Source organism: Variovorax sp. dw_954 (assembly GCF_018449755.1).
Classification (GTDB): domain Bacteria; phylum Pseudomonadota; class Gammaproteobacteria; order Burkholderiales; family Burkholderiaceae_C; genus Variovorax.
This window is the reverse complement of sequence record NZ_JAAVVD010000010.1, coordinates 89,820-108,103: the sequence shown is the minus strand read 5'-3', so window position 1 is coordinate 108,103 and position 18,284 is coordinate 89,820. Positions and strand designations below refer to the sequence as shown.

At 66.7% G+C, this 18,284-nt stretch carries 9 protein-coding genes; 4 read left to right on the top strand and 5 right to left on the bottom strand.

Going from position 1 to position 18,284, the window contains the following annotated elements:
* Nucleotides 1-261 precede the first annotated feature (261 nt).
* The 4 genes from HB681_RS17225 (at nucleotide 262) to HB681_RS17210 (ending at nucleotide 11,151) form a co-directional block, all read left to right on the top strand.
* On the top strand, nucleotides 262-5,985 hold the full coding sequence (locus HB681_RS17225) for an SdrD B-like domain-containing protein (protein WP_213956077.1): 5,724 nt from the start codon (nucleotides 262-264) through the stop codon (nucleotides 5,983-5,985).
* Nucleotides 5,986-6,306: 321 nt separating this feature from the next.
* The gene (locus HB681_RS17220; protein WP_256734986.1) at nucleotides 6,307-8,463 is read left to right on the top strand and encodes a type I secretion system permease/ATPase; all 2,157 of its coding nucleotides are present in this window, start codon (nucleotides 6,307-6,309) and stop codon (nucleotides 8,461-8,463) included.
* A gap of 23 nt (nucleotides 8,464-8,486) precedes the next feature.
* The gene (locus HB681_RS17215; RefSeq protein WP_218628242.1) at nucleotides 8,487-9,776 is read left to right on the top strand and encodes an HlyD family type I secretion periplasmic adaptor subunit; all 1,290 of its coding nucleotides are present in this window, start codon (nucleotides 8,487-8,489) and stop codon (nucleotides 9,774-9,776) included.
* Nucleotide 9,777: 1 nt separating this feature from the next.
* Nucleotides 9,778-11,151, top strand: a complete 1,374-nt coding sequence (locus HB681_RS17210) for a TolC family protein (protein WP_213956074.1) — start codon at nucleotides 9,778-9,780, stop codon at nucleotides 11,149-11,151.
* On the opposite strand, the gene HB681_RS17205 is transcribed toward HB681_RS17210, so the two are convergent.
* The 5 genes from HB681_RS17205 to HB681_RS17185 all read right to left on the bottom strand — a co-directional run bounded on the left by HB681_RS17205 (nucleotide 11,097) and on the right by HB681_RS17185 (nucleotide 18,277).
* Nucleotides 11,097-12,401, bottom strand: coding sequence for a PepSY-associated TM helix domain-containing protein (locus HB681_RS17205; RefSeq protein WP_213956073.1), 1,305 nt, complete (start codon nucleotides 12,399-12,401; stop codon nucleotides 11,097-11,099). The two genes, HB681_RS17210 and HB681_RS17205, sit on opposite strands and share 55 nt — an antisense overlap.
* A gap of 16 nt (nucleotides 12,402-12,417) precedes the next feature.
* The gene (locus tag HB681_RS17200; protein ID WP_213956072.1) at nucleotides 12,418-14,583 is read right to left on the bottom strand and encodes a TonB-dependent receptor; all 2,166 of its coding nucleotides are present in this window, start codon (nucleotides 14,581-14,583) and stop codon (nucleotides 12,418-12,420) included.
* An 80-nt stretch (nucleotides 14,584-14,663) separates the two neighbouring features.
* Entirely contained in the window at nucleotides 14,664-15,116 is a 453-nt protein-coding gene (locus HB681_RS17195) for a (2Fe-2S)-binding protein (protein WP_213956071.1), read from the bottom strand.
* A gap of 12 nt (nucleotides 15,117-15,128) precedes the next feature.
* Entirely contained in the window at nucleotides 15,129-17,402 is a 2,274-nt protein-coding gene (locus HB681_RS17190) for a xanthine dehydrogenase family protein molybdopterin-binding subunit (RefSeq protein WP_213956070.1), read from the bottom strand.
* 95 nt (nucleotides 17,403-17,497) lie between these two features.
* On the bottom strand, nucleotides 17,498-18,277 hold the full coding sequence (locus HB681_RS17185; protein ID WP_213956069.1) for a class II glutamine amidotransferase: 780 nt from the start codon (nucleotides 18,275-18,277) through the stop codon (nucleotides 17,498-17,500).
* Nucleotides 18,278-18,284: the final 7 nt, after the last annotated feature.

The following is an 18,284-nucleotide window of genomic DNA, read 5'->3' as shown; positions in this document are numbered from 1 at the left end:
TATTTCGGTAGATGGGCTCGATTGGTAGGGGGATGCATGAACAACACCGGCGGAGCACCTAAGCGTGCGACCGGCGGACGCAACCAAGTTGGCTGAGATGCGCGCGTGGCCTGGGGATTCCAGTTCGACGTGCCGCTGAATTCGGTCCGGCGGTCGCAGGCCTCTCCCTTCCTTTTGCTGTTCCCGGTTTCCTGTGCAGTCGCGCCTTCGTGTCGACCGCCGGGTGAGCGGGGTAATTATTTTTAGCCAAGGACCGCTCATATGGCCACCCCCTATTTCTCCACTCCGATCGTGGTCGTCAAGCCGGCGGAGCCCGGCAATGACAGCTACTACGATGTGCTCTTCAACGCCGTCTCGCCGCTGGGCCCGACCGGCACGGTCCTCGACGGTTGGTGCATCCAGCCGTTCGTCAGCCTCGACTACAACAACGGGTACAGCTACTCCGGTTATGGCTATCCGGCCTTCGAGGTGGCAGCCGACAACAACTTCACTGCGAGCGGCGCCATCAACTGGCTGCTCAACTATTACCGCAGCGGCACCTCCGGCTATACGGCCATGGATGTCCAGAACAGCATCTGGCACCTCGTGGCTGAAGACTTCGGCGACACCAGCGGGCTGACGCAGCTCGCGTTGAGCCACAACGACTTCGTCCCTGATGTCGGGGACGTGATGGCCGTGGTGATCGATCCCGTGACTGCGGAGCAACGCCACGACCAGAATCTCATCGTCGAGACCAAGGCCGCCAAGCTCGGCGATCGCGTCTGGCATGACGCCGATGCGGACGGCGTCCAGGACGCAGGCGAGGCCGGCATCGCCGGCGCCACCGTCCAGCTGGTGCGCGACGCCAACGGCGACGGCATCATCAGCGGCGCCAGCGAAATCCTCGCGACCACCTCCACCGACGCCAACGGCAACTACAGCTTCAAGGGCCTCACGCCGGGCCTGAGCTACCAGGTCCGGTTCACCGACCCGGCAGGCTACGACGCGGCCAGCCCGCGCCAGTCCGACGGCAGCGCCACGTCCGGCACCAACAGCGACGGCAAGCTGTCGAACGTCATCTTCCTTGCCCCCGGCGAGTACAACGCCACCGTCGACTCCGGCTTCTACAAGTACGCCACCATCGGCGACAAGGTCTGGAACGACACCAACGGCAACGGCATCCAGGACACGGGTGAGACCGGCAAGTCCGGCGTCAGGGTGGAGCTCTACACCTGCGGCGTCAACGACCAGCCCGGCACCCTGGTGTCCACGCAAACCACCGATGCCAACGGCAACTACAGCTTCAGCGGCCTGAAGCCCGGCGACTACATGGTCAAGTTCATCGCCACGGACGGCACGGTGCTGAGCACGGCCAATGTCGGCAACGACGCGCTCGACTCCGATGCCGGCAGCAACGGTTTCACCGGCTGCTACACGCTCACCTCGGGCGAAACCAACACCACCGTCGATGCCGGCTTCAAGCAACCCAACACGGCCAGCCTCGGCGACCGCGTCTGGAACGACACCAACGGCAACGGCGTCCAGGACACGGGCGAGACCGGCAAGGCCGGCGTGATCGTCAACCTGTTCGTCTGCCAGGATGGCGTGCCCTCGGCCCAGGTCGGCAGCACCGTCACCGACGCCAACGGCAACTACCACTTCAACAACCTGCCTGCGGGCATGTACATCGTCCAGTTCACGAGCTTCGATGGCTCGGTGCTGAGCACGTCCAACGTCGGCGTGAACGATGCAGCGGATTCCGACGCAGGCGCAGGCGGCTTCACCGGCTGCTACACGCTGGGTGTCGGTGAAACCAACAACACCGTCGATGCAGGTTTCTACAAGACCGCCACCAATCGCAACGGCGTGCAGGACGCCGGCGAGGCAGGCAAGGCCAACGTGCTGGTGCGTCTGTTCAACGTCGGCGCGGACGGCGTGGCCGGTACCGGCGACGATGTGCAATTGGCCGACAAGTACACCGACGCCAACGGCAACTACAAGTTCACCGACCTGGCTGCGGGAAACTATGCCGTCAAGACCTACAACGGCTACGGACTCAACGCCGCGACCGAGGAAGTCACCATCGCCAATGCCGGCGGCAACGATGCCACCGACTCCGACCTGACCAAGCTCGATGCGGACCGCGTGGGCGGCTACACCGACGTGGTCAAGCTCGGCAAGGGCGAAGACAACCTGACGCTGGACATCGGCATCACCGCGCGCCTGGGCAGCATCGGCGACAAGGTGTGGGTCGACACCAACCGCAACGGCTATCAGGACGAGACCACAGGCGTGGCTGGCGTCACCGTGCAACTCAAGACGGCCGGCACCGACGGCGTGTTCGGCACCGCTGACGACCAGGTGGTGCAGACCAAGACCACCGATGCCACCGGCAACTACCTGTTCACCGGCCTGACGGCGGGCGACTACCAGGTGCAGTTCAGCGGCATCCAGCCGGGCACCGAGTTCACCACCAAGGACTACGGCGGCAATGGCTACGACACGGCCGACAGCGATGCCGACCAGGTCACGGGCAGCACCGGCAAGATCACGCTGGGTGCGGGCCAGGACCGCACCGACGTGGACGCAGGCGTGCGCGACAAGCTCTCCAGCCTGGGCGACCGCGTCTGGTTCGACACCAACCGCAACGGCGTGCAGGACGCGGGCGAGGCAGGCAAGGCCAATGTGCTGGTGCGCCTGTTCAACGTCGGCGCGGACGGCGTGGCCGGTACCGGCGACGACGTGCAAGTGGCCGACAAGTACACCGACGCCAACGGCAACTACAAGTTCACCGACCTGGCTGCGGGCAACTATGCCGTCAAGACCTACAACGGCTACGGCCTCAATGCGGCGACCGAAGAAGCCACCGTCCCCAACGCCGGCGGCAACGACGCCACCGACTCCGACCTGACCAAGCTCGATGCGGACCGCGTGGGCGGCTACACCGACGTGGTCAAGCTCGGCAAGGGCGAAGACAACCTGACGCTGGACATCGGCATCACCGCGCGCCTGGGCAGCATCGGCGACAAGGTGTGGGTCGACACCAACCGCAACGGGTACCAGGACGAGACCACCGGCGTGGCCGGTGTCACCGTGCAACTCAAGACGGCCGGCACCGACGGCGTGTTCGGCACCTTCGACGACCAGGTCGTGCAGACCAAGACCACCGATGCCAACGGCAACTACCTGTTCACCGGCCTCAGCGCTGGCGACTACCAGGTGAAGTTCAGCGGCATCCAGCCGGGCACCGAGTTCACCACCAAGGACTACGGCGGCAATGGCTACGACACGGCCGACAGCGATGCCGACCAGGTCACGGGCCGCACCGACAAGATCACGCTGGGCGCGGGCCAGGACCGCACCGACGTGGACGCGGGCGTGCGCGACAAGCTCTCCAGCCTGGGCGACCGCGTCTGGTTCGACGCCAACCGCAACGGCGTGCAGGACGCGGGCGAGGCAGGCAAGGCCAATGTGCTGGTTCGCCTGTACAACGTCGGGGCAGACGGCGTGGCCGGGACCGCCGACGATGTGTATGTGGCCGACAAGTACACCGATGCCAACGGCAACTACAAGTTCACCGACCTGGCTGCGGGCAACTACGCCGTCAAGACCTACAACGGCTACGGCCTCAACGCCGCGACCGAAGAAGTCACCCTCGCCAACGCTGGCGGCAACGATGCCACCGACTCCGACCTGACCAAGCTCGATGCGGACCGCGTGGGCGGCTACACCGACGTGGTCAAGCTCGGCAAGGGCGAAGACAACCTGACGCTGGACATCGGTATCACCGGACGCCTGGGCAGCATCGGCGACAAGGTATGGGTCGACACCAACAACAACGGCTACCAGGACGAGACCACCGGGGTGGCCGGCATCAAGGTGGAACTCAAGACCGCGGGATTCGACGGTGTGTTCGGCACCTTCGATGACCTGGTGGTGCAGACCAAGACCACCGATGCCAACGGCAACTACCTGTTCACCGGCCTCACGGCGGGCGACTACCAGGTACGGTTCAGCGGCTTGGAACCGGGCGCCGCGTTCACCACGGCCAACTACGGCAACAACGCCTACGACACGGCCGACAGCGACGCCAACCAGGCAACGGGCCTCACCGACAAGATCACGCTGGCAGCGGGCCAGGATCGCACCGACGTCGATGCCGGCATCGTGAAGTCGGCTGCGCTCGGGGATCGCGTCTGGTACGACACCAACGCCAACGGCCAGCAGGATGCCGGCGAAGCTGGCGCAGCCGGCGTGCAGGTGATCTTGCATGGCGGTGGCGCCGACAAGGTGCTGGGCACGGCCGATGACACCACCGCCACAGTGGTGACGGACGCCAACGGTGGCTACCACTTCTACGCTCTCACGCCCGGCATGCCCTACCAGGTCGAATTCCAGCGTCCCGACGGCTATATGTTCACCAAGTCCGATATCGGCAGCGATGCTTCGGATTCGGATGCCGACCTCGGCGGCGCGACCCAGGTCGTCACGCTGGCGGCTGGCGAACAGAACTTCACGCTGGATGCTGGCCTTCTGGCGACGCTCGGCACCAAGGCGGATGTCGTGAAGGTTTGCGAGGACCGCTCGGTAACCTTCAACGTGCTGGCCAACGACAATCCTGGCTTGAAACTGATCGGCGTGGCCCATGAGACCACCGCCCTCGACAGTACGTTCCAGAGCAAGGCAGGGGCGATCTCGTTCACTGCGGACGGCACGGTCACCTACAAGACCATGACCAACTACTACGGCAACGACAAGCTGGTCTACACAGTGGAAGACGCGGCGGGCAACCGGTCGATGCAGACGGTGGACGTGACGATCAATCCCATCTCCGACGCACTCGTCGCCAACGGCGGTGCCGGGTACCATCCCGGCGGTTGGGAAAACATTTACGTAGCGGGAGGCGTGACGCATTGGGTCCACGGCTACACGTTGGCGGACTTTGGCACCTACAGCGACACAGCCGACCAGTTGCAGCAGTTCGGGACGTACAACACCGGTGTTGCCAACGACGCCGACACGCTGAAGGCGGTGGTGGTCTCTGGTTTGAAGGGGGCGACGGCGGCCTATGCCGACATCGTCTACAACGGCCAGGTGCTGGACTTCAGCCAAGGCCAGACCTACACGATCTCCGTGGACGATATCAATGCCGGCAAACTGGACCTTGATTTCCGGAGTGCCTTCCAGGTCTACAACCTGACGTGGCAGATGCAGGACACGGGCACCGTCGCCAACCCGTACTGCTACGACGGCTCCATCCTGTCGAATACCGGCATGACCGTCATCAGCACGCCCATCGCATTGGACCTCAACGGCGACGGCAAGATCGGTGTCACCGGCGCAACGTCGTCATACGACAAGGACGCGCATGCCGCACTGGGCCACACGGTGCAGTTCGACATGAACGGCGACGGCACCAAGGAAACCACCGAGTGGTTCAACGGTTCCGGCGACGGCATCCTGATCGACAACCGCGATGGCAACGCCGCGCACGACATGAACGGCGCACGCTTGTTCGGTGATCAGGGCGGTGCCTACGGCAACGGCTACTACAAGCTGGCAGCGTTGGACATCAACCACGACGGCAAGCTCGCGGGTCGCGAACTCAAGGGCATCGAGCTGTGGGTCGACAACGGCGACGCGGTGGTGCAGTCGGGTGAGATCCAGACGCTGGCGCAGCACGGCATCGAAGCCGTCGGCACCGAACTGTCGTTGACCTACGACGCACAGGGCAAGCTGCACATCGAGTCCACGGCAACGCGCACCGATGGCAGCACGCTGATGACCGAAGACGTGTTCTTTGCCGGTTCGAACGGTGCGGCGCCGACGCTTTCGGATCTGCTGGGCCACGACTCGCTCGATGGCGTGCTGGGCACGGTCGCGCCGACCACCGCGGTCGCATCCAACGATGCGGATGCAACGATGGATGTCAGCGATGCGGCGGATGTGCTGCGCAAGCTGGTGGCAGCCATGAACAGCGGACAGTCGCACGCCGCCGCGGCCTGATCGAACGCTGAACGAACGGTGACCGGGCCCTGGTGGCCCGGTCACCGTTTTTTTTCTTACGTGCTCGCAGGCCGATTCCGCATCGGCCGCAGACGTTTCGCATAGCCACCTGACGGCCCGGACGCGATGATTCGGGCAGTCTGAAAGGGAGTGAAGCCTTGTCCAGCAGTGGCCCGTCTTGCCGGGGTCCATCGCTGGGGCATGCGCACTGGAGCTCCCTCGGGCACTGCATGGCTTTCGTCATGTCCCCTTCTGACCGGGCTCCCAATGATCGAACAAATCCCTCCTCTATCCTCGCCAGAGCCGAGCACCGAAACGCTGTTGCCCCAATCCCCACTGCAGGAAAGCATCGTCTTCCTCGCTCGCTTCTTCGGCACCCCGATCCAGGTCGAGCGCCTGCGCGACAGCCTGGCCGCGCATGAACATGACCATCGCCAGGTTCCCGGTTCGGAAGCGCTGGCCCAGATGCTGAGCCATGGTGGCCTGAACGGCACGCTGCTGGGTGCGGGCAAGCGCCGCAGGCACACCGAACTCCCTGCGCTGGTGCTGGGCGACAACGGGCGCTGCGTGGTGGTGCTCTCGCTCAAGGACGGGCAGATGGAATGCCATCTGCCTGGCATCGAGGGCGTGAGCTGGCTGGACGCCGAGGCGATCGAGCGCGAGGCGCCGAACGCGCAATGGCTCGCCGCCAGGCCGCAACTCCACTTCGACCAGCGCAGCCTGCTCTACACCTTGCCGCAGGTTGGCCGCTGGTTCTGGGACACCTTCGAGCGCAACCGCTGGATGTTCGCCTGGGCCTTGCTCGGTACCGTTGCGCTGAACATCTTCGGCGCGTTGATTCCGTTCTACAGCATGGCGGTGTACGACCGCGTGATTCCGCACAACGCGCTCGGCAGCCTGGGCGTGCTGACCTCCGCGGTCATCCTGCTGACGGGCTTCGAGTTCACGATGCGCCTGCTGCGCAGCAATCTGCTCGAGACCGCCGCGCGGCGCATGGACGTGGCGCTGTCGGCCAAGGTGTTCGCGCAATGCCTGCGCATGCGCGCGGCTGACCGGCCGGCTTCGGGTGGCGTGCTGGCCAACACGGTGCGCGACTTCGAATCGGTGCGCGAATTCTTCGCCACCAGCACGCTCACCGTGCTCGGTGACCTGCCTTTCATGTTGCTGTACTTGATCGTCATCGCGCTGGTGGGCGGCAAGCTGGCGCTGGTGCCGCTGGTCTGTATCCCGATCCTGCTCGGCATCTCCTTCGCTTCACGCAAGCCGCTGGCACGCAAGGTCAACGAGTCGATGCAGGAAAGCTCGCAGCGCACCGCGCACCTGTTCGAGACCATGAACGGACTCGACACGGTGAAGGCGCTGGGCGCCGAAGCGTGGAGCCGTCGCAAGTGGGAGTCGCTGACGCAGGCGATCGCGCACAACAGCCTCGAGACGCGCGAGATCACCACCCGCATGAACACCGCCAACACGGCGGTGCTGGGCCTGGCGAGCGTGGCGGTGGTGGCGGTCGGCGCGATGCTGGCGGTCGATCACTCGTTGAGCATGGGCCAGATCATCGCGGTGAGCATGCTGACCGCTCGGGCACTGTCGCCGGTCAGCCAGATCGCCGGGCTGGTGCTGCGCTGGGAGCAGACCAAGCTGAGCTACACCGCGCTCAACAAGATCATGGCCGCGCCGACCGACGAGGCCGCCGCGAGCCTGCAGGCGCCGCCGCTGAGCGGCATGCTCGAGTTCCGCGACATGAGCTTCGGCTATCCGAAGCAGCCGCCGACGATCGAGCGCTTGAACCTGCGCATTCGCCCTGGCGAGCGCGTCGGCATCATCGGCAAGCTGGGCTCGGGCAAGAGCACCTTGCTCAAGCTCATCCTCAACCAGTACGCACCGGCCACCGGCGCGGTGCTGGTCGACGACATCATGAGCACGCAACTGGAGCCGCTCTCGCTGCGGCGCCAGATCGGCTACGTGCCGCAGGACGTCACGCTGTTCCACGGCACCATGCGCGAGAACATCGAGATGGGCCGCGTGCAGGCCGACGACGACACCTTGCTCGCGGCGATGCGCAATTCCTGCCTCGACGAGATCGTCACCCAGTTGCCGCAGGGCGTGGCCACGGCCGTGGGCGAGCGCGGCGAACGCCTCTCGGGTGGACAACGCCAGCTGGTCGCCATTGCACGCGCACTGCTGATGCGACCGCCACTGCTCCTGCTCGACGAGCCCAGCAGCATGGTCGACCCGGCCACCGAACAGAAGTTGATCGCCCGGCTGCGCGCGCTGCCGCGCACGACCGTGGTCCTCGTGACGCACCGCATGGCGATGCTGGCGCTGATCGACCGTCTCGTCGTCATGGACCGGGGCCGCGTCGTGGCCGACGGTCCGCGCGACGAAGTGCTGAAGGCCTTGGCGCAACGCCCGCAGGGCAACGACGCCAGGCCCGCCGCACCCCAGGCCCCATCCAACGAAATGCGAGTTGCATCGTGAGTGAAGAACTGAAAGCCCGGCCGATGCCGGCATCCCATCCCGATCCCGACCACGGGCCGCGCCGGACCGTCCTGGCCATGGTGGCGGTGGTCGCCGTGTTCATCGTGGTGTCCCTGGTCTGGGCCACCTTCGCCAGCCTCGACGTCGCGGTGCAGGCCAAGGCCGTTGTCACCGCCCCGAGCAAGCTGCAGGAAGTGCAGAGCCTGGAAGGCGGCATCGTGCAGGAAATGCTGGTGTCCGCCGGCCAGAAGGTCAGGAAGGGCCAGTTGCTGGTTCGGCTGGACACCGCCCAGTACACCGCGGGTCTCGGTGAGAACCGCCAGCGCTACCTCGCTGCATTGGCCGGTCGTGCGCGCACCGACGCGTTGCTCAACGGCGGCTCGCCGAAGTTCGATCCGGCCTGGCGCACGGAAGCGCCCGAGCTGATCGAAAAGGAAACGCAGCTGTGGCGCGACGCCCTGCGCGAATACAACGCGGGCATCGATGCCGCACGTGAAGGCACTGCGCGTCACAGCGGCGAACTGCGCGAAGCGCAAGCCCGCATGCAATCGCTCGCGCCCTCCGTGAAGGTGGCCGAAGAGAGCTTCGCCATCGAGGAGCGCCTGTTCAAGGAAGGCGCGGGCGCGCGTGCCGACTACTTGAGCGCGCAACAGAAGCTGCTGGCCCAAAAGGCCGAGCTCGATGCGCTGCGCCAATCGATCCCGCGGCTCAAGGCCGGCCTGGCCGAAGCCGACGCCGCGGCCACGCAGAGCTCGTCGCGACTGCGTGCGCAGTGGGGCGCGGAACGCTCCGAGTTCGAAACCAAGGTCACCAGCCTGGCATCGACCCTCGAAGGCCATGAAGACCGCGTGGCGCGGCGCGAGCTGTCGTCGCCGGTGGATGGTGTCGTCAACCGCGTGCTGGTGCCGACCAAGGGCGGCGTGGCGCTGCCCGGCAAGCCGATCGTCGACATCGTGCCCGACGAGGCCTTGCTGCAGATGACGGCGCGCGTGCTGCCGAGCGACATCGGCTTCCTGCATCCCGGCCAGGCCGCACACGCCCGCGTGCTGGCCTACGACTCCTCGACCTACGGACAGATGGATGCAACGGTTGAGCGCGTCGGCGCCGATGCGATCACCGACGAAAAGGGCGAGTCCTATTTCGAAGTGCAGCTGACGGCCGCGCGCGACCAACTCAAGGAGCACGGCAAGCCCCTGGCGATCAGCCCCGGCATGCCCCTCGACGTGAGCATCCTGACGGGTCAGCGCAGCGTCATGCAGTACCTGCTCAAGCCCGTGTTGCGCGGCGTGCAGGGCGCATTGCAGGAACGTTGATATGTACAACCCATTTGATTCCACCAGGCCCTCGCGCCTGTCCGCCGCGGTCCTCCTTGCATGCTGCATGCTGGCCGCATCCTCGACCGTGATCGCGCAGCAACGCACCGTGGCGGCCGGTGACGTCCTGCCGGGCGGCGTCCGTGCGTCGCAGGGCCTGCCGGCTCCGAGCGGGCCCGCCGAATCCTTGCAGGAACTGTTGGCCCGCGCGCTGGAGCAAGACCCGCAACTGCAGGTGTCCAGCGCATTGCTGGGCGTCACCGAGGAGCGCCGCGCGCAGGCTCGCTCGCGCCTTGGCCCGGTGCTCAGCGTGCAGGGTTCGCGCGGCCGATCGGACGATCGCAATTTCGGGCGCGTGGTGCAGGGAACGACCGACCAGTCCAACGTTGCGCTGCGGTGGAACGTCTTCAATAGTGGCAACGACCTGGTCGAGTTCAAGGGCTCCACGCAAGACGTTGCGGCGGCGCAGCAGGACGTGCGTCGTGCGCGCGAGGAAATCGGCGAACGCATCGCGGATGCCTACGCCGAGATCCTGCGGCACGAGGAGCTCCTGCCGTTTTCGCACGAGCGCATGAAGGAAGCCAGGCGCCTGCTGGCCCAGGTGCAGCGGTCCAACGAGTTGGGCAAGCTGGCCGATGTCGATGCGCGCCAGGCCCAGGCGGCCTATCTCGACGCCGAAGTGGCGCAAGGCCAATTGCTGGCCGACCTGCGTTCGGCCCGCGACCGCATGATCATCATCACGGGCAGCGAGTTGAATCCGACCAAGCCGGTGAAGCTGCCTGCCCAATTGCTGGCCAACGATGCGCCGACCGGATCCGCCGGCGTCGTGGCCGCGGCCGAGCTGCGCGCCGACGCGGCCCAGCAGCGCGTGCTGCCATGGCTGTCGAGCTTTTCGCCGCGCGTGGACGTGGAATACAACAAGCTGCTGAGCAACAACACCGTGCCCGCTTCCGACCCGACGCAATTGCGCGGCTGGCAAGTCACTGCGCGATGGGACTTGCCGCTGGGCGGCGAGAACCAGGCGCGGCGTGCCGAAGGCGTGTTGCGCGCGACGGCGGCCAAGGCCGAGGCGGATCGCGTGCTGCGCACCGTGCAGGCCGAGCTTGCGACCCTGCCGCCGCGCATTGCGCACAGTGAAGAGGCCATCGCCCAGCTCGACCTCCAGATCGCCCAATACGATGAGCTGGTGCGCGCGGGCGACATTCAGTTCCAGGCCGGCCGCCGCAGCCTGACGCAACTGGTGCAACTGCTCGACAGCCGGTTCGTGGCGCAGCAGCGCCGCGCCGAAGAGCGGCTCAAGTTGCTGACCTCGCGCTTCCGCTACCTGGCGTTGAGAGGCGACTTCCTCGCGGCGATGGACCTGGCGCCGCGCTGAGCCTCGGCCTCGGCCTCGCGCAGGGCCTGCAGGCGGCGCGACCGCCGCTTGCGCTCCCAGATCACGATGCCCGTGACCGACAGCATCGCCACCATCAAGCCCATCAGAGACATCATGATGCGGCCCGGCATGCCGAGGATGCGGCCGGAGTGCAGGGGAAACTGAAGCTGCACGAACACGTCGGCGGCAGTGCCTTTCCAGGGCACGTTCTGGCTCAGCACGCGACCGTCTTGCGCGTCGATGTAGAGGTTGGCCAGGCCCATGCCGCCCTGGCCGCTTTCGGCGCCGGGGTGGAAGAACGACACGTTGTAGAAACCGTAGCGCGCCTCGTAGTAGATGCCGCCCGGCGGCAGGTCGAAGCCGCGCCGTAGCGCTTCGGCCTTGGCGCGCTCGACGATCTCGGCAAACCCCAGCATCGGCGCGATGGTCGTGCCCAGCGGCGCTATGGGGCGCGTCTCGTAGGGCCCCGGCGTGGTTTTCGACACCAGCGATAGCACCGGGTAGAACACCTCGCGGTACAGGTTCAGCGAGAACGAGGTGAAGGCGATGAGGATGATGAAGATCCACACCCACAGCCCGCCCGCGCGGTGCAGGTCGAAGTTGAGCTTGTAGCCGCCCGCGCGCCAGCGCACGGCCCACGCCGGCATCCAGCGCGACAGCCAGCCCTTGGGGGTGCGATGGTCAGGATGCACGGAAGGCCGCAGGCGCCGCGGCGTGGTGAGATAGAGCGCCACGAAGCTGTCGAGCAGCCAGACCAGCGCCACGGTGCCCATGATCCAGTAACCGATGCGGTCGGTGCCCCACATCGCGGGAATGTGCAGGCTGTAGTGCACCGTGCGCAGGAATGGCATGAGGCTCTCGCGCGAGAGCGACACGGCGGTGGAATCGCGCCGGCCGATCATCCTCGCCGTGACCGGGTCGACGAAGACCTGGTTGTAGCCCAGCACAAACGGTTGCTGCGTCGCCGGATTGGTGCGCGGCTCGACGAAAAAACCCGCCGTATGCCCGATCTCGAAGTTCAGCGGGATGTAGCTCACCTTCGCGCGCGGGTCCGCGGCCTCGATCGACGTGGCGAGTGTGATCGGATCGCGAAACTCGCCGCGGCTGTCGGTGTCGTAGAGCGCGCTGTTCAGCCACTCGTCGATCTCGTGGTCCCACGACGTCACCGCGCCGGTCAGCCCGGCGACGATCAGGAACAGCGCGACGGCGAGCCCGGCCCAGCGATGGATGAGCGTGCAGAAGGAACGCATCGGCGCCCGATCAGATTCAGAAGTTGATGGTCCCGGTCAGCGAGAAGGTGCGCGGCGTGCCCAGCGTCAGGTAGCCGGCGCCGGGATAGCCGCCGGCCGAGGCCCAATAGTTCTTGTTGGTCAGGTTGTCGATGCGGGCACGCAGCGTGAGCAGGCGGTTGTTGCCGATGTCGACCAGGTAGCGCGCGCCGATGTCGAAGCGAGTCCACGACGGCACCTGCTGCAGGTTGGCGCCGTCGGCGTACACGGAGGAGGTGTAGAGGACTCGGCCGTTGAGCGACAGGTTGCGCACGCCCGGCACGTCCCAGTCCACGCCGAAATTGGCTTGCTGCTTCGGCACGCCGATCACGCGGTTGCCGTCCAGCAGGCCGCCGGGCGTGCTGACCTGCTTCGCGTCGAGGAAGGTCGCGCCGCCGAGCAGGCGCAGGCCCTTGGCGGGCTCGCCGTACACCGTCAGCTCGACCCCCTTGTTGCGCTGTTCGCCAAACACCCCGTAGACGCCGTTCTGCACGTAGGCGCTCGGCTTGTTGGTGGTGAAGTACGAGAGCGCGCCGCCGAAATTGCCGCCGTCGTACTTGACGCCGACTTCCTTCTGCTTGGCCACGTACGGTGCGAACACCTGGCCCTGGTTGATGATGTTGACGCCCTGGGCGGTGTCGCCCTTGACCAGGCCTTCGATGTAGTTGCCGTAGACCGAGATCTCCTTGGTCGCCTTGACGAGCAGGCCGCCCATCGGGCTCGTCCTCGACGCGGAGTAGGCCGCGCCGAACGGGCCGAAGGTCTGGTCGTCGATCTTCTGGTCGCGCGCGCCCAGCGTAAGCAGCACGCGGTCATCCCAGAACGACATCGTGTCGCCCAACGCGAAGCTGCTGTTCTTGATCGATTCGCCGAAGCTGCCGGTGAACGGCGTGGTCTGGGGCGGAACCGGGTAGGGGAAGTACAGGTTGTTGGCGAAGTTGTTCGACAGCCCGTAGTTCACGTTGGAGTCCGAACTGAAGATCGAGCCGGACGCCGTGAGCACGTGGCCGACGCTCCCGGTCCTGAACTTGCCGCGGATGCCGACCTCACCGGTGGCGATGTTGTCGTCGCGCTGGTTGTCGAAGCGATAGCTCGTGGTGGTGCCGTCGATCGAGGTCAGCGTCGGCGGTGCGAAGGCGGCGAACTCGCGGCCCTGGCGGCCACCGACGGCGGCCCACGCCGTCACGTTTTGCGTGATGTCGACTTCGCCGCGCACGGTGGCGAAGGTGTCGCGTTCGTTCGAGAAGGTCCACGGCTGCGAGAAGCCCTTGGAGGCGTCCGGGGCCTTCGGCACTGGAATGCCCGCGGCCAGCGTCAGGCTGGGTTGCGAGCGCTTGAGTTCGTAGTTCTGGTAGCCGAAGTCGGCCGACAGGCGCACGTTGCTGCTGTGCCAGTCGAGGCCGACCGAGACCAGGCCGAGCCGGGCTCGCTCGTCGCCGGCGCCGGTGCCGCCGTCGCGGCCGGCCGCGTTCAGCCGGATGCCCGTCGCCTGGTCGGGGCCGAAGCGGCGCGAGATGTCGGCGGCCACATAGCCGGTCTGGCTGCTTTCGACACCGGCCGTGACCTCGGTCAGCGACTCGCTGGCGGCGCGTTTGGGCACCACGTTGATCAGGCCGCCGAGGCCGCCGCCCGAAGTCGCGCCCGAGCCGGCGCCGTTCAGGAAGGCGCTCGCGCCGCGGAACACCTCCACGCGCTCGACCAGTTCCGCCGCCATGTACTGCCGGGGCACCAGGCCGTAGAGCCCGTTGTAGGCCACGTCATCCGAGGCGACCGGGAAGCCGCGCACGAAGTAGGTCTGCTGGAAGTTGCCGAAGCCGCGCGCCACGCGCACGCCCGGGTCGTTCAACAGCACGTCGCCGATGCTCTGCGCCTGCTGGTTCGCGATCAACTCCTGCGTGAAGCTGTTGATGCTGAACGGCGTGTTCATGTTGTCCTGGTTGCCCAGGATGCCGATGCGGCCGCCGCGCGCCACCTGGCCGCCTGCGTACGGCTTGGTCAGGCCTTCAGCCGATGCGTCGGCCGCCGCGTCCACGGTGATCGTCGGCAGCACGCCCGCCTGCGGCTGCGCGGGTGCCGCCGCGTTCTGGGCATGCGCGGCGAAGGCCGAAACGGCGAGCAGCGTGGCGGTGACGTGCGGGAGCGGGCGGAAGGCGTGGGCGGGCATGTAAGCGGTTCCAATGCGAATACTAATGAGAACCGTTATTATTGCCGTTCCGTACGCTCCGAAATAATGGTTTTCCTGCGTTATGCAACAGCCGCTTGGTGAATTGCGGCTCGAATCCGTGAATAAGTGCCGCAGCGGCAAATGTTTCCATTCATGGCCTGGTCGATTTCCGCGTCGGTCGGCCGGGGCGTCTTGCGCAACAGGGCACAGGCGCTCATGAGCTGGCCGCTCTGGCAGTAGCCGCACTGCACCACGTCGACCGCGGTCCACGCGGCGCGCAAGGCGTCGGCCTCCTTGCCGGCCAGTCCCTCGATGGTCGTGACATGCTTTCCGACAGCCGCCGAGAGCGGCGTGACGCAACTGCGCACGGCTTCGCCGTCCAGGTGCACCGTGCAGGCGCCGCACAGCGACATGCCGCAGCCGAACTTGGTGCCGGTCATGCCAAGTTCGCCGCGCAGCAGCCACAGCAGCGGGGTGTCGGCTTCGGACTTCACTTCGATGTCTTTTCCATTGATGTTCAGTGAGGTGGGCATGGTGCGGGTTCTTCAGGCGAGTTTGAGCGGCAGCGTACGGATGCGCTGCCCGGTGAGTGTGAAAAGCGCATTGGCCACGGCCGGCGCGATCGGCGGCGTGCCTGGCTCGCCGATGCCCTCGGGATGCCGGGTGCTCGGCAGGATGTCGGTTTCGATCACGGGTGCGTCCTGCATCCGCATGACCGGGTAGTCGTGGAAATTGCTCTGGACGACGCGTCCCTTCTCGAGCGTGATCTCGCCCTGCAGCGCCGCCGAGAGGCCGAACACGATGCTGCTCTCCATCTGCTGCCGGATCAGGTTCGGATTGACCGGAAAGCCGCAGTCGATCACGCACACCACGCGGTGCACCCGGATCGCCTTGTCGGGCCCGACCGAGACCTCGGCGACTTGCGCCACGATGCTGCCGAAGCTTCGATGCAGGGCCAGGCCGCGCGCCTTCCGCGCGCCGTCGGCCGCGGGGGCGAGCGGCTGGCCCCAGCCGGCCTGGTCGGCCGCACGTTGCAAGACCCGCTTGTGGCCCGGCTGTTGCGCGAGCAGGTCGAGGCGGAAGGCGAGCGGGTCCTTGCCTGCAGCAGCAGCGGCTTCGTCGATGAAGCTCTCCGTGAAGAAGGCCTGGTGCGAATGCCCTACCGAACGCCAGAAGCCCACGGGCACCGGGCTTCGCACGAGTTGATGCGCGACACGCACGTTCGGAAAGCCGTAGGCGGTGTCGAAGCTGCCCTCGGCCAGGGTCTTGTCCGGCCCCATGCCGGGCATGCCGAACACCCGCTCCGTGACCTGGTGCATGACCGACTGGCCGGCCGAGCGCGCATGCCATGCCTGCAGCCGGCCCTGCGCGTCGAACCCGGCCTCGAAGCGGGCCACGCAGGCCGGGCGGTAGAAGTCATGGCGCATGTCTTCCTTGCGCAGCCAGAAGGTCTGCACCGGCGCGCCGTCGCCTTCTCGTGCAATGGCCGCGGCCAGCGCGACGAAGTCCGATTCGGTGCGGCGCCCGAAGCCGCCGCCCAGGTAGGTCTCGTGGACCTGCACCTTGTCGGTGTCGATGCCGAGCGCGCGCGCCGCGGCCATGCGCGCCAGGCCGGGCGCCTGCGTCGGCGCCCAGACCGTGGCCGCGCCGTCCTTGAACTGCACCGTGCAGTTCATGGGTTCCATCGTTGCGTGGGCGAGGTAGGGCGCGCGGTACTCGGCGCTGATGCGCCTGCTGGCCGCTGCGAGCGCCGCCACGGCATCGCCACGCTCTTCGTAGGCGCTGCCTTGTTCACTGTCCAGAGTCTGGGCCAGGCGGTCGATGTCGACGCTGCTGGAAAGCCCCGCAAGGTTGCCTTCGTCCCATTCGATCTGCAGCGCGCGCAGCGCCTTGATGGCGTGCCAGGGGGTGTCCGCGATCACCGCCACCGCGGCCGGCGCGCCCATGACGCCGCCGCCCACCGACACCACCTTGCGCACGCCGGGCAATGCATTCGCAGCCGCCGCATCGAAACGCGCCAGCGTACCGCCGATGACCGGGCACAACGCCACGGTCGCGTGGAGCATGCCGGGCAGCTTCACATCGAGGCCGAAAACCGCGCTGCCGTCGCGCTTGGCCGCGCTCTCGAAGCGATGCAGCGGTTGCCCGACCAGCTTGAAGTGCGCCGGATCCTTCAGCGCGACCTGGTCGGGCAGCGGCATCTTCGCGGCCTGCGCGGCCAGTTCGCCGAAGGAGGCGCTCTTGCCGGACGCGTGGAGAATGCGGCCGGCCTCGGCACGGCATTCGGCGGCGGGCAGTTTCCAGGTGTCGGCCGCGGCGGCGATCAGCAGCGCTCGCGCCGACGCGCCGGCCTCGCGCATCGGCAGCCACTGGTCCTTCATGCTGGACGAGCCGCCGGTGATGGCCCCGCCGGGCAACTTGCGCATCAGCTTCCCGACGATCCGCTCGGCGGCATGTCGGGTGCGGCTGTCGTCGTCCGGATGAAAGGGCAACCCGTCGACCACGCTCGTCGTGTTGTTGTAGATCTTGTCGGTTGTCGCTGCGCCGAGGCGGATCTGCGACCAGTCGGCATCGATCTCCTCGGCCAGCAGCATGGCCAGGCCGGTGTGGATGCCCTGGCCCATCTCGGCCTGCGTCATCGTCACGGTGACCGTGTTGTCGGCACCGATGCGAACCCAGCCATTGAGGGCAACCTGGCCCTCGGCCACCGGCAGCGGGGTGGCGGGCATCAATCGCTGGTCGGGCGGGAGGACCGCCCAGCCCACCGCGAGTGCGCCGGCCGCGGCAGCGCCGCCCAGCAGGAAATACCGTCTCCTCATGTTCGCTCTCCCTGAAGGCGCCGACCGTAACATGAAGCCGACCATGCCGTTGGCGTCGGCGCCGACCGCGATTCTGCTCGAACGGCGAGGCCGACTCAGTGGCCGCGAGCGGAATCCAGCGCGCGACCGTCGACAAATACCTTGAGTTCGCCGCTGGCGAAGGGCGTCCAGGTCTCGTTGGTGGTCAGGGGCGTGGTCACCACCATGGCGACCCGGTCGGTGGGCGTGGTGTGCCGCGCGAAGTCGATCGACATGTCCTCGTCGGCCAGGTGCGCCTGGTTGAAAGGATGCTTGCGCTCGATGTAGCAGAGGCTGGTCGAGGCGTGCGCCCACAGCGCCTGGCCGTTGGACAGCATGAAGTTGAAGGTGCCGTGCCTGGCGATCTGCGGCGCCAGTTCGCGCAGCGTGAGCGTCAGCTCCTCGATGCTCGGAACGCCCGCATGCGACTTGGCCAGCTCCTGCATGATCCAGCAGAAGGCATGCTCGCTGTCGGTCGTGCCGACCGGGTGGAAGCTGCCGTGCAGGCGCGGGCGGAAGTCCTTCAGGTCGCCGTTGTGCGCGAACACCCAGTAGCGGCCCCAGAGCTCACGCACGAAGGGGTGGCAGTTCTGCAGGTTCACCTGGCCTTGCGTCGCCTTGCGGATGTGCGAGATGACGTGCTGGCTCTTGATCGGGTAGCGCCGGATCAGTTCGGCCACCGGCGAGTCGCAGGCCGGCTGGTGGTCCACGAAGTGGCGCAGGCCGCGGTCCTCGAAGAAGGCGATGCCCCAGCCGTCGGCATGGTGGTCGGTGCGGCCGCCGCGCTGGGCGAAGCCGGCAAAGCTGAAGGTCACGTCCGTGGGCGTGTTGCAGTTCATCCCTAGAAGTTGGCACATGGCAGGA